Annotated in this window: 12 protein-coding genes, 1 tRNA gene and 1 riboswitch; of the genes, 4 read left to right on the forward strand and 9 right to left on the reverse strand. The window is 62.8% G+C overall.

The genetic code is table 11. From position 1 onward, the window contains the following. Positions 1-39 precede the first annotated feature (39 nt). The 4 genes from ACWI6D_RS08500 to ACWI6D_RS08515 all read right to left on the reverse strand — a co-directional run bounded on the left by ACWI6D_RS08500 (position 40) and on the right by ACWI6D_RS08515 (position 4,416). On the reverse strand, positions 40-450 hold the full coding sequence (locus ACWI6D_RS08500) for a pyridoxamine 5'-phosphate oxidase family protein (RefSeq protein ID WP_129425176.1): 411 nt from the start codon (positions 448-450) through the stop codon (positions 40-42). A 311-nt stretch (positions 451-761) separates the two neighbouring features. Then, positions 762-1,562 carry an energy-coupling factor transporter transmembrane component T family protein gene (locus ACWI6D_RS08505; protein WP_449134364.1) on the reverse strand — a complete coding sequence of 267 codons (801 nt, stop codon included), beginning with the start codon at positions 1,560-1,562 and terminating at the stop codon, positions 762-764. A 2-nt stretch (positions 1,563-1,564) separates the two neighbouring features. Then, positions 1,565-3,766 carry an energy-coupling factor transporter ATPase gene (locus ACWI6D_RS08510; protein ID WP_449134365.1) on the reverse strand — a complete coding sequence of 734 codons (2,202 nt, stop codon included), beginning with the start codon at positions 3,764-3,766 and terminating at the stop codon, positions 1,565-1,567. A gap of 62 nt (positions 3,767-3,828) precedes the next feature. Next, positions 3,829-4,416 (reverse strand): ECF transporter S component, encoded by a 588-nt coding sequence (locus ACWI6D_RS08515; protein WP_449134366.1) that lies wholly within the window; start codon positions 4,414-4,416, stop codon positions 3,829-3,831. A 150-nt stretch (positions 4,417-4,566) separates the two neighbouring features. After that, positions 4,567-4,745: riboswitch (FMN riboswitch) on the reverse strand. A 344-nt stretch (positions 4,746-5,089) separates the two neighbouring features. Here ACWI6D_RS08515 and infC point away from each other — a divergent pair. From infC to rplT, 3 genes are read left to right on the forward strand one after another with little or no spacing between them, the layout of a single operon-like run. Then, entirely contained in the window at positions 5,090-5,710 is a 621-nt protein-coding gene (infC, locus tag ACWI6D_RS08520; RefSeq protein ID WP_449134367.1) for a translation initiation factor IF-3, read from the forward strand. Then, the gene (rpmI, locus tag ACWI6D_RS08525) at positions 5,703-5,900 is read left to right on the forward strand and encodes a 50S ribosomal protein L35 (RefSeq protein ID WP_129425166.1); all 198 of its coding nucleotides are present in this window, start codon (positions 5,703-5,705) and stop codon (positions 5,898-5,900) included. Before infC ends, rpmI begins: the two co-directional genes overlap by 8 nt. A 23-nt stretch (positions 5,901-5,923) precedes the next feature. Then, positions 5,924-6,277 carry a 50S ribosomal protein L20 gene (rplT, locus tag ACWI6D_RS08530; protein ID WP_129425164.1) on the forward strand — a complete coding sequence of 118 codons (354 nt, stop codon included), beginning with the start codon at positions 5,924-5,926 and terminating at the stop codon, positions 6,275-6,277. A 163-nt stretch (positions 6,278-6,440) separates the two neighbouring features. Here rplT and ACWI6D_RS08535 read toward each other — a convergent pair whose 3' ends face one another. The 5 genes from ACWI6D_RS08535 to ACWI6D_RS08555 form a co-directional block, all read right to left on the reverse strand. After that, positions 6,441-6,773, reverse strand: coding sequence for a NifB/NifX family molybdenum-iron cluster-binding protein (locus tag ACWI6D_RS08535; protein ID WP_417750948.1), 333 nt, complete (start codon positions 6,771-6,773; stop codon positions 6,441-6,443). Between the two features lie 87 nt (positions 6,774-6,860). Beyond that, on the reverse strand, positions 6,861-8,444 hold the full coding sequence (locus ACWI6D_RS08540; RefSeq protein ID WP_449134368.1) for a DEAD/DEAH box helicase: 1,584 nt from the start codon (positions 8,442-8,444) through the stop codon (positions 6,861-6,863). A gap of 33 nt (positions 8,445-8,477) precedes the next feature. Continuing rightward, positions 8,478-9,737, reverse strand: a complete 1,260-nt coding sequence (locus ACWI6D_RS08545; RefSeq protein ID WP_449134371.1) for a glycosyltransferase — start codon at positions 9,735-9,737, stop codon at positions 8,478-8,480. 155 nt (positions 9,738-9,892) lie between these two features. After that, a tRNA-Glu gene (locus ACWI6D_RS08550) sits at positions 9,893-9,967 on the reverse strand. Positions 9,968-10,196: 229 nt separating this feature from the next. Continuing rightward, positions 10,197-11,174, reverse strand: a complete 978-nt coding sequence (locus tag ACWI6D_RS08555) for a glycosyltransferase family 2 protein (protein ID WP_449134369.1) — start codon at positions 11,172-11,174, stop codon at positions 10,197-10,199. Positions 11,175-11,464: 290 nt separating this feature from the next. On the opposite strand from ACWI6D_RS08555, the gene ACWI6D_RS08560 reads away from it, so the two are divergent. Continuing rightward, on the forward strand, positions 11,465-11,799 hold a 335-nt coding region (locus ACWI6D_RS08560; RefSeq protein ID WP_449134370.1), incomplete at its 3' end, for a GtrA family protein.

Consider the following 11,799-nt stretch of genomic DNA (forward strand, 5'->3'; position numbering starts at 1 on the left):
CGGTGCTCTATTGCCCCCCCGCCCGCCTTTCTCCACCCGCTACAGCTCGAGCGGCTTCCATTCCTCGTGGTTGCAGATCCAGGCTTCGGGTTCCTCGACGCTGAAGAACACCAGCGTGGGATCGTCCGGGCCGTCATAGCTTTCGCCCAGGCTGCACAGGTGCGCGTAGCCTGCGTAGCGCATGTCGGCGTTCGCCTTGTCCTCAAGGCCGGCCTTGCCGCGCAGAATCAGCCAGCCGTGGCCCGGCCACCATGCCGTTGCCTCGAACTTCTGGTTGGCTTCAAGCTCGCGCCACACGTCTTTGGTGGTGGCGGTGACGAACCAAATCTTGCCGTCCTGCTCGGCGGCGAAGCTGAACGGGCGCACATGCGGCTGGTCGCCCTCGCTGGTGGCCAGGTACCACGCGGGCACGCTCGTCAGATACTGCAGAATGGTCTCGTTCCCGGTCATCGTTTCTCCTTTGCTCGTGTTTGATGCGAAGCACCTTGCGGCGCTCGGTTCCTTCCTGGCGCGTTGTAAAAGCAGGGGCTTTGTTGCAGGTTTTCGGGGTTGTGCGAAGCAACGCTTCCGCATAACCCCGAAAACCTGCAACGTTGGCGCCTTACATACAGGTTTTGCTGCTCGTTTCCGGGGCTTTTCGAAGAATTCGCGGGGGAGTTGTAAGTCGATTCCTTCGCATAACGCCGGAAACCTGCAACAACTCAGCTACATTCGTAATGCGCTCTTTCGCTGAGAGAGGGCAATTGGACGCTTTTGCGCCCTTACAACAACACGTTCAGCGCCGCCACGCAGCAGGCCAGCAGCGCTACGGCCGCTGCTGCTACGCCGTCGCGCGGGGCGAAGTGCAGCGGATGCAGGTGCGTGCGCCCCTCGCCGCCGTGATAGCAACGCGCGTCCATGGCCGCCGACAGCGTTTCCGCGTGGCGAAACACGCTGGTGAACAGCGGCACCATCAGCGACGACAGCATGCGCACGCCTTTGACAGGGCTGTTCGACAGCTTCGCGCCGCGACTGACCTGCGCGTGGTACACCGTCACCAGTTCGTTGGCGAACTGCGGCATGAACCGCAGCGCGATGCCCATGATCATGCCCAGCTCGTGCGCCGGCAGGCCGAAACGCGCGAACGGCGAAAGCAGGCGCTCGAACGCCTCGGTCAGATCGATGGTCATGGTGGTAAGCGTGATAAGGCTCATGCCCAGCATCATGATGGTCAGGCGCGCGCCCATGAACAAGCACGTGTACACACCCGCTTCGCTGATGCGAAGAAATCCCAGGTCAACAAGAATTTTGCCACCCTGCGTAACGAACAGGTTCAGCAGCGCCACAATCACCACGATGGCCATAAGCGGCACCACGGACGCCACGGCCTTGCTCGGCGGAATCTGCGCAAGCCCGTACGCCGCGGCCACGAACGCCGCGCAAATGGCCAGCGTCATCACCGATTGCGAACACAGCAGCACCACGATGAACACGCATCCCAGCACCAGCTTCGTGCGCGGGTCAAGTCGATGCACACAGCTTTGCCCCGGGATGTAGCTACCGAAGGAAAATCCCGCGTTCATAGCTACTCACCTGTGCTTTCGCAAGAACCCGCGTCGGCTGCTGCACGCTCGGCGTTGCCGGAAGCTGCCGGCGAAGAGGCCTCGGGTGCAGCGCTCGCGGTGCCCGTAGCGCTGCCCGCCGCCACGCCCGCGCAGCCATTCGCTCCTGCCTCTTCGCTGCCGCACGCGCGCGCCACCAGGTCCACCAAATCCTGCTCGTTGTACAGCTTGCCGGCCTCAACGGCCATGCCGCCCGCGGCCAGCTCACTTGCGAACGCCTGCGCCTCGGTGGTGCCTAACCCCACGCGCTTCAGCTCGGCCGCGCGCAAAAACAGCTGGTCAGGCGCCCCGATGCCCAGCAGCTGGCCCTCGTTCATGATGGCCACGCGGTCGCACATGCGCGCCAGGTCGTCCATGCTGTGCGACACCATCACCACGGTCAGCCCCTGCTGGTGCAGGCGCGAAATCATGCCCAGAAACGACGTGCGGCTTGCCGGGTCCAGCCCCGCGGCCGGCTCATCAAGCACCAGCACGCGCGGATTCATGGCCAAAACGCCCGCGAACGCCACGCGGCGCTGCTGGCCGCCCGACAGCTCGAACGGGCTCTTCTCGGCCACCTCGTCAAACGCTAGCCCCACGCGCTCAAGCGACTCGCGCACGCGCGCATCCACCTCGTTGTCCTTCAGCCCCAGGTTGCGCGGCCCGAACGCTACGTCCTTGTACACGGTCTCGGCGAACAGCTGGTGCTCGGGATACTGGAACACCACGCCGATGCTGCCGCGTAGGCTGGCCTCGCAGCGCTTGTCGGAAATGTCGGCGCCCATAACCAGCACCTGTCCCGACGTGGGCTTCAGGATGCCGTTCATGTGCTGGATGATGGTGGACTTGCCGCTGCCCGTGTGCCCGGCGATGCCCAAAAACTCGCTCTGATGCACGGCGAAAGACACGTTGCGGATGGCCCACAGGCTGTCGGGTGCGTTGCCCCATTTCGCCTGGCGCTTCGCTTGCTGCCCGCCGCGCTTGCGCTGGCGCTTGGCCTCGGCGGCATCGTACGTGAACGACACGTCGCAAAACTCGATGAGCGGCGTGCCGGTGCCAGTGCTGACGGCCCCGGCGTCGCCTGACGCAGCAACAGATACCAGCTTGCCAGCCATCTCGCTGCAAGTGGGGAAGAGGTCGCCGTTGTCGTTTTCGCTGCCCGTCTGCGAGCCCGTGGCGTCTATGCCTGCGGAAGCGGAAAAACTCGCAGGCGTCCGCGCCGCAGCTTCTTGGGTGGGGAAGGCGTTGCTGCCGTTGCCGCTTGCGCTTTCCGCTTGCGAACTCCCGGCACCTTCTTGCGAGTCTTCCGCCGCAGCAACCGGCTGGGCTGCGGGGGCGTAAGCGCCACCCGCCGCAGGGCTCTGCGCGCCCGCGCCCGCTAGCGCCAGCACGCGCTGAGCCAGCTCGTCGGCATTCACCGTCGGTGCCACGTTCACGCCCGCGCGGCGCGCGTCAAGCGAAAGCCGCGCCGCGAACGGCACGTCCAGGTTCAAACGATCAAGCGCATCGGCCTGCAAGAGCACCTCGTCGGGCGTGCCCTCAAGCGCCACGTGCCCGCGCTCCATCACGATGACGCGGTCGGCCTGCGCCGCCTCTTCCATGAAGTGCGTGATCATGACGATGGTCATGCCGCGCTCATGCAGCTCCCGGCATACGCGCATCAGGCCCGCGCGCCCGCGCGGATCCAGCATGGCCGACGCCTCGTCAAGCACCAGCACCGACGGATTCATGGCCAGCACGCCGGCAATGGCCACGCGCTGCTTCTGTCCGCCGGACAGTGCGTGCGTCTCGTGACGCTCAAAGCCGGAAAGCCCCACATCCTCAAGCGCCTGCGTCACGCGTTCGCGCAGCTCAGGCGTGGGAATACCCAGGTTTTCGGGGCCGAAGGCCACGTCGTCTTCCACCAGCGACGCCACCAGCTGATCGTCGGGGTTTTGAAACACCATGCCGCACGTTTTGCGCACCGCATACGTGCACTCGGCGTCGGCGGTGTCCATGCCGTCTACCACCACACGCCCTTCGTCGGGCACCAGCAGCGCGTTCAGGTGCTTCGCTAGCGTCGACTTGCCCGATCCGTTGCCGCCCAGGATGCACAAAAACTCGCCGGTTTCCACGTGCGCGCTCACGCCGTCAAGTGCGAAATGCACGCCATCATACGTGAAGCGAACGTTGTCGATATCAATCATTTCGGCAGGTCACCGAATCCTTTCGTGCTGCGGGAAGTAGGGCGCGGCGGACACGCAAAGCCTTAGCGGCCCTTCACCTGGTCTTTCTTCGGGGTGATCAAGTTGGAGATGGCCTTGTACACTATCAGCGTCAGCGCGGAGTTCAGCACGGTCTTAATAAGGTTGAACGGCACCACGGCGGGAAGCATCAGCGGCATGATGGCGTCGGCGCTGCCGTACCAGAACCACACGCCGATGGTCAGGTTCGTCAGCACGGCGCCCGCGGTGGCAATGACGCAGCCCACCAGCAGGCCCGCGATTGCGCCGGCGAACGTGTGCTTGCGCGCGTAGATGGCGGCGGCGGGCACTACGAAGAACAGCGTGGCGCAGATGTTCATCAGGCTGCCCACCCATTCGCCCAAGATCAGGCCGTGGATGACGGCGGCCACGGCGCCCACGGCAAAGCCGGCGCCCGGCCCGAACGCGAAGCCGCACACCATGGCGGGCATGAGCGAGGGGTCGTACGTCAGAAACGGCGCGGCGGGCAGGATGGGAATTTGCACGAACGAGAACAGCGCGGCGATGGCGCACATCAGCGCCATGGTAACCAGCTGGCGCGTTGACCAGCGGTTCGTGTTCTTGATTGCTCCGGCGGTGGTTACCTGCGACATGGTGAAGCCTCTTTTCTGCGAAGCGCGTCCTGGCGGGGATGCCCTTTGCTTCGCGGAAAAGAACAAGCCCGTATGAATTCCTTCCATACGGGCTTGTATTCGCTCAACGTGAAATCGCCGCGGCCGCCGGCCGCGCGATGCGCATCGCGAACTCTGCCTCTTCCATCCGGACTGTCACCGTTGGTCCCGGATTCGCACCGGGTCAGCCTTGCGTGTGCAGCTGCCTGCAACGCACAGGGTCGCGGACTTCCAGCCCGCCGCTTGCGTGCCGCAAACAGGCGCTTCTGGTTACCGCCAGTGAGGATTTACACCTCGCCCTGAAACAGAATTCATTGGCGCTAGTGTAGTACGCCCCACAAACAAGCGCAACCGTCCAATCGGCAGATTTCGCACCGAAAACGCGTCTAGCGCCGAAACATTGTGCTGCAGCCAGGCCCCCTCAGCACTCGATGGCGGATGGGTGCCGGCATGTGTCCGCCTTGTGGACGCTGGCGCGCAAGGAAAAATTCCCTCTTGCGCGCTGGGCGGTTCGCGCTATACTAGTTGAGCTGTTAACAAGCGGGGGCATGTGCCTCCCACCTAGTTCGGCGCTTTTAAGCTGCTGATGGGTTCTATGAATACCGAACTCGGATAGTTCATACTGCCCGCACGCTTTTAAGCTGTGGGTTTTTTTATGCCATGCAATCGCATGCAAGGAAGGAAGGTGAGTGCGATAGCTGCTCAGGAGCCTAGGCTCAACGAACAGATCACGGTGCGCGAGTGCCGCCTGATCGGGTTCGACGGTACGCAATTGGGTATCTACCCGGTTGCCCAGGCGCAGCGCGTTGCTGACGACCAGGGGCTTGACCTTGTGGAAATCGCCCCGAATGCGGAACCGCCCGTGTGCCGCATCATGGATTACGGCAAGTTCAAGTACGATCAAGCCATCAAGGCGAAGCAGGCTCGCAAGAACCAAAGCAAGATCGAGACCAAGGAAATGAAGTTCCGCCCGAAAATCGACATCGGGGACTACACCACGAAGAAGAAGCACGTGCTTCGCTTCCTCTCCGCGGGCAACAAGGTCAAAATCACCATCATGTTCCGCGGCCGCGAAATGGCGCACCCGGAACAGGGCCTGACCATTCTGGAGCGCCTGGCCGACGACCTCAAAGACATTGCGGTCATCGAAAGCCAGCCGAAGATGGAAGGCCGCAACATGCACATGCTCATCGCCCCGCTTCCCGCAAGCATGGCGGCGAAGAAAAAGAAAGCAAACGATAAGAAAGACGAAGGAAAGGACCAAGGCAATGCCTAAGATGAAGACCCATCGCGGTACGGCTAAGCGCTTCCGCGTTACCGGTTCCGGCAAGATCATGCGCGCTAAGGCTTACAAGAGCCACATTCTGACGAAGAAGTCTCAGAAGCGTAAGCGTAATTTCCGTCACGAGACCGAGCTGGCTGCCGCTGACCGTCGTGTCGTGGCCCGCAACCTCGGCCGTCGCTAGTCAATAAGGAGCAGTGATAATCAATGGCTCGTATTAAGCGTGCAGTTAACGCCAAGAAGAAGCGTCGCACCGTCCTCAACCGTGCAAAGGGTTACTACGGCGCGAAGTCCCGTTCCTACACCGCTGCCAAAGAGCAGGTGCAGCACTCGCTGCAGTACCAGTACCGTGACCGCCGCAACAAGAAGCGCGCGATCCGTCGTCTGTGGATCACCCGCATCAACGCTGGTGCTCGTCTGAACGGCATGAGCTACTCCTCCTTCATGAACGGTCTGAAGAAGGCTGGCATCGAGCTCGACCGCAAGGTGCTGTCCGACATGGCCATCAACGATCCCGCGGCTTTCACCGCTATCGTCGAGGTTGCCAAGAAGGCCCTGTAAGCTTTAACGCTTGCGAAACTCACGACCCCGTCCGGAAAAACCGGGCGGGGTCGTTTTGCGGTCGGGGAGCAGCTTTGCGCGCCTGCGAATGCAGGCATGAAAAAAGCGCCTTGGTGGCGCTTTCTCATGTGTTGCCGCTTTGCTTGGCGTGCCGCGTTGCCCTTTACGAGGCCTCCAACTCCTCGTCGCGGCCGGCCAGCGTGTGCGCTAAGTACGTGCGCGCCGCTCCGGATGCTGTTCCCGTGGAACCTGCCTCCACCTCGATTCCCGCTTGCTCAAGCGCTGTTCGTGCGCTCGGCTCAACGGTTTGCGCAAGCATAACCGTGACGCCGAGGTCTTTCATAAGCGTTGCAAGCTGGGCGGGCGGAAGCGACAGGTTCGGCATGTTCTGACAATCAACGATCATGCCGCGATCCACGCGATAGCACATGTAGCTGGCGCAGCGCAAAACCTTCGAGGCAACATCAAGCCCTTGGCTAGCTACCGCTATGCGCATGCTGTCCTCCCTCCTAAGACAGCAATACTTTAGCGGTTGTTTGGCACCGCGCTTGTGCCATATCCCTTATCGGCGCGATACCAACTGCTAGCGGCGCCTGCTGCGCTGGCTGGCCACGGCGGCGCGATGTGCGCGTCCGGGGCGGAAATCGCCGGCAGGTGCGGCCGCCGCTCGCTTCGGCGCGCTCTTGGCCTTGTCGGCTGCGTTCTTGCCCGCGCCGCCCTTGCGCGCCGCTTCGCCAGCGCCGCCCTTCGCGGGGCGCTTCGCCTTCGCGGGCTTCGCTGCAAGCGCATTCTGCGCGTTCGCGTGCTTCTTGCTGGCCTTCGCCGTGCCGCTGGCGGGCTTGTCGGCGTGCTTCTTGCCGCTGTGGTTGTTATGCGCGCCCTTGCGGTTGCTGCGCGCATCCTCTACCGCGGCCGCCGCCTCGCGGGCGCGCGCCTTCTTGCGCTTGCGCGCGGCCTCTTCCTTCTTCGCCTGCTGAATCTCGGGGTCGCGGCGTGCCTCGGCCTGCTGCGCCTTCGCGGCAGCCTCCATCTCGGCCTCGTGCATGTCGAAATCCTCAAGTTCAAGTTCGGGAATCTCGCGCTTCACCAGCTTCTGGATGTCGCGCAGCGCGTCGGCGGTTTCGGGGCTGACAAACGACACGGCGAAACCCGTGGCTCCCGCGCGGCCCGTGCGCCCGATGCGGTGCACGTAGTCTTCGGGCACGGTGGGCAAGTCGTAGTTCACCACGTACTCCACCTCTTCTACGTCGATGCCGCGCGCCAGCACGTCGGTGGCAACCAGCACGTCGGTTTGGCCGTTGGCGAAGTTCTCGAGTGCGCGGCGACGCTGGTTCTGGCTGCGGCTGGAGTGGATGGCCTCCACGTGGTAGCCCACCTTCTTCAGGCGGCGGCATGTGGCGTCAGCGCGGCTGCGCGTGCGGCAGAACACGATGACGCGGCGATGCCCGCGCTCTTTCAGCAGCCCCTTCAACAGCGCGGGCTTCACCGCTTGCTGCACGTGCATGACGTACTGCTCAACGGTGTCGGCCGTCTCTCCCTTGTGCGCGATCTCCACCATGGCGGGGTTGCGCAGCAGCTTGCCGGCCGTTTTCATGATGGTGTGGTCGATGGTGGCCGAGAACAAAAGCGTTTGGCGGCTTGAGGGCGTAGCGCCGATGATCTTCTTCATGGCGGGCCAAAAGCCCATGTCAAGCATGCGGTCGGCCTCGTCAAGCACCAACACCTCAACGTTGGACAGGTGCGCGGCGCCCTGCTCCATCAGGTCAACCAGGCGCCCCGGCGTGGCAATAAGGATGTCCACGCCGCGCCCCAGCGCCTGAATCTGCGGGTTGTACGACACGCCGCCCACCACGGTGAGGATGCGGTGATGCGTGTGATGCGCGATGGTGCCGCACACCTCGCCGATCTGCTCGGCAAGCTCGCGCGTGGGCGTGACCACCAGCATCAGCGGCCCCTTGTTGCCCTTCGCGTGCCCCAGCTTGTCCATGGACGGCAGCGAGAACGCGGCCGTTTTGCCCGTGCCCGTTTTCGCGGCGGCAATAAGGTCGCGCCCCTCAAGCACGTAGGGGATAGCCTGCTGCTGCACGGGCGTAGGGTTGGCGTATCCCAGCTCGGCCACAGCCTGCAGCGCCTGGCCGGACAGGCCAAGTTCGTCGAAATGCGACATATATGGTTCGTTCCTTTCTGAGGTGCGCACGCTTTAGCGGACGTGCGCGGGTTTCTTTCCCCAGTAGAAGTGGAGAAAATGCTTTTTGTACAGCGGGTCTGATTCGTCTTTGGGCGCGTCGGCCAGCGAAAGCGTGGCGGCAGCGATATCACGCGCGGCGTTCGGCCGGCGCAGGAAGCTACCGTTGACCAGCATGGCCCGCACGCTGTCGGGGTTGTTCGCCACGTGCCGCAGCGCGTCAAGCAGCTCGCGCCACGTGGTGACGTGCATGGCGGCGCCTAGCGACGTGAGCATGCGCACGTTCGCTTTTTCCTGCCCGTAAGCCTTGCCCAGCAAGATCATGGGCACCTGCGCGCACAAGCATTCCGTGACGGTAAGTCCGCCTGACTTGCAAATGACCAGGTCGGATGCGGCCATGAGCGCTGCCATGCCCTCCACGTATTCAAGCACAGTGACGTTGTCGGAAATGCCCAGCTCGGCGCATTGAGTGCGCAGGTGCTCGGCGTATTCACGGTCGTTTCCGGCAACGAACACGAAATGCAGCGAATGTCCTAGCGTGTGCAGAAACGGCAGCAGATTGTCCAACGCGTTGCGGAAGTGCACATACGGGCGCGGAAGGTACGCACCGGCCAGCGCCAGCACGATGCGCTTGTCCTGCGGAAGGTCCAGGCGCTGCCGTGTTTCGGCGCGGTCGTACGTGCGGCGGAAATCGTCGCGCGTGGGGATGCCTGTGATACGGATGCGCTTTTCGGACACCTTGCGCGGGCGCAGCGTTTCGGCCATGCTTTCGGTTGCCACGCAGAACAGGTCGCTTGACAGGTGCGGCCACAGGCCCTCGGTTTCGTAATCGGTGGGCACGCACACAATGGGGTAGTGCTGGCCGGTAAGCATGCGCGCGGACACGGCCACGTTGGCGGCGGTGATGTGCGTGCACACGATGGCTGCAGGCGGGCGATTGCGCACGTATTCCACGAACTTGGGGTACATAATGTGCGCCCACACGGTGCCGCCGCCCCATAAAAGACGGCCGGTAAACGTATAACGCCAGGTCAAGTCATAGACGGGGCGCGTAGGACCCGTGAACATGGAAGCGGTTTTATCGCCGTCGAACACGATACGCCCGAAATCCAGGATGTCGAGCACCTTTACTTCAAGGTTTTCGGGAATGTGCGGCACGTCGGATTGCTGCGTGCTTGCGGCGCCTTCGGCGGCCTGCTCGTCGCGCATGAGCTCGAACGCCTGCGCGATCGCGTTCGCCGCGCTGCGATGGCCCGAACCAACCGACGCGTGCATGACCAGCACAAGCGGGCGCTCGGCTTCAGGTTGATCGGCGGTTGCGATGACGTCAGTGATGGCGGGAACCTTTCCCTCGGTATAGGAAAAGCCGGCGAAAACCGGCTTCTGGAAAAGAAAAAGGGCCGGTGCTCGACCGACCCTTAGCGTTCGAATGGTGCCCCCAACGAGAATCGAACTCGTGTCTCAGCCTTGAAAGGGCCGCGTCCTAACCTCTAGACTATGGGGACGAAGTGCGCTTCCGTGTCGAAAAGCAGCTTGATTAGTATGTCAAAATCCCAGAAGGTGCGCAAGACCCCGCTTCGGCGGGCCACAATTCCTTCATAAGTTGCCGAAGTATGCACAGCTGATGCCGGCTTGCACTAAAAAAGCAGCGCGCCTAAGGGAAAGCACCCTAGTATCACACGGCCTAGATGTGAAGGACCTTTCCTTAAGACGCGCTGCTGCGGTAATGATACCTTATTCTGCCTTGTCGCAGCAACCGTAGCGCTCGTAAGCTTCGGTGACCTGAATCTCGTACTGCTTGCGCGCGCCCTTGACCACCGTGTCCAGGATAAGCCCGCACGTGAAAGCCAGCAGGCCCACGAACACCAGGCCCACGGCCAAAAGCGCGCTTGGCAGCCGGGGCACCAGGCCCGTGGCGGCGAACTGCGCGATAACCGGGACGCCGGCAATCAGGCCGAGCAGCACGAACAGCAGCGCCACCCAGGAGAACAGCGCCAGCGGCTTGTAGTCCTTGAACAGCGACAGGATCATCATGAGCACCTTGAAGCCGTCCGAGAACGTGGACAGCTTCGACTCGCTGCCCTCGGGGCGGTCGCGGTAGTCGATGGGCACCTCGGCGATGCGCCAGCGCTTGTCCACCGCGTGGATGGACAGCTCCGTCTCGATCTCGAAGCCGGGGGACAGCACCGGCATGGTCTTGGCGAACACCTTGTTGTAGGCGCGGTAGCCCGTCATGACGTCGGAAAACTCGAACCCGTAGATGGCCTTGATGAGGAAGCGTACCAGGTTGTTGCCGAAGCCGTGGAACGCGCGGTCGTTCTCCTCGCCGTACGTGCCGTTGGACAGGCGGTCGCCCACCACCATGTCGGCTTCATCGGCTGCCAGCGGCGCCAGCAGGTCGGGGCCGGCCTCGGCGGGGTAGGTGTCGTCGCCGTCCACCATGAGGTAGTAGTCGGCGTCGATGTCGCGCATCATCTGGCGCACGACGTTGCCCTTGCCCTGGCGCCGCTCCACCTTCACGATGGCGCCGTGCTTGCGCGCGATGTCGCCCGTGCCGTCCGACGAGTTGTTGTCGTAGACGTACACGTCGGCCTCGGGCATGACGCGACGGAAGTCGTCGACCACCTTGCCGATGGTGACGGCCTCGTTGTAGCAGGGTATGATGACGGCCACGCCGCACCCGCGGCGTACGGCCTCGATGTCTGAAGTCACCGATTGCTCCTTCTTAATTGGTAAGCGCATCGAGCCTTCGCCCGATGCAACAAGTCAGGTGCACAAAGTTATTCGCCATGCTACTCGAATCCGCCCTGCCGCGCTAGAGATATGTGTTCGTTTCCGCAGGATATGCGTGCATGTTGCGGGGTTTGTTGTGCGGCGCGCCCGCGCGGTGCGATAATCGAGCGGTTATGCATTGGCCGGTTTTGCGCCCTCGCGCTTGTGCTGTGCGCCCCTGCCGGCTGCCGGGCCGCATGCCTGGCTGTATCTTTCGAAAGGATTTTCGCGTGAAGAAGCTTATCGCGCAGTTCATGAAATTCGGCGTCGTCGGCGTCATCGCGTTTGTCATCGACTACGGCCTGCTGGTGGTGCTCACGGAACTGTTCGGAGTAAATTACCTGGTCAGCGCCACTATTTCGTTCACGGTTTCCGTGATTTTCAACTACTGCGCTTCCATGCGCTACGTGTTCACGCACAAAGAGGGCATGAGCCGCACGCGCGAGTTCGTCATATTCGTGGTGCTGTCGGTCATCGGCCTGCTTATCAACAACGGCTGCATGTGGGCCGGCGTGGAGCTGCTGGGCGTGCACTACCTTATTACGAAGATCTTCGCCACAGCGGT

It is taken from the genome of Senegalimassilia sp. (assembly GCF_977052095.1).

Excerpts from the sequence above, each read along its gene's own strand:
- ACWI6D_RS08535 (WP_417750948.1), bottom strand. The coding sequence starts at position 6,773 with ATGCGCATAGCGGTAGCTAGCCAAGGGCTTGATGTTGCCTCGAAGGTT.
- infC (WP_449134367.1), top strand. The coding sequence starts at position 5,090 with ATGCCATGCAATCGCATGCAAGGAAGGAAGGTGAGTGCGATAGCTGCT.
- rpmI (WP_129425166.1), top strand. The coding sequence starts at position 5,703 with ATGCCTAAGATGAAGACCCATCGCGGTACGGCTAAGCGCTTCCGCGTT.
- ACWI6D_RS08500 (WP_129425176.1), bottom strand. The coding sequence starts at position 450 with ATGACCGGGAACGAGACCATTCTGCAGTATCTGACGAGCGTGCCCGCG.
- ACWI6D_RS08505 (WP_449134364.1), bottom strand. The coding sequence starts at position 1,562 with ATGAACGCGGGATTTTCCTTCGGTAGCTACATCCCGGGGCAAAGCTGT.
- rplT (WP_129425164.1), top strand. The coding sequence starts at position 5,924 with ATGGCTCGTATTAAGCGTGCAGTTAACGCCAAGAAGAAGCGTCGCACC.
- ACWI6D_RS08510 (WP_449134365.1), bottom strand. The coding sequence starts at position 3,766 with ATGATTGATATCGACAACGTTCGCTTCACGTATGATGGCGTGCATTTC.
- ACWI6D_RS08540 (WP_449134368.1), bottom strand. The coding sequence starts at position 8,444 with ATGTCGCATTTCGACGAACTTGGCCTGTCCGGCCAGGCGCTGCAGGCT.
- ACWI6D_RS08515 (WP_449134366.1), bottom strand. The coding sequence starts at position 4,416 with ATGTCGCAGGTAACCACCGCCGGAGCAATCAAGAACACGAACCGCTGG.
- ACWI6D_RS08545 (WP_449134371.1), bottom strand. The coding sequence starts at position 9,737 with ATGCACGCGTCGGTTGGTTCGGGCCATCGCAGCGCGGCGAACGCGATC.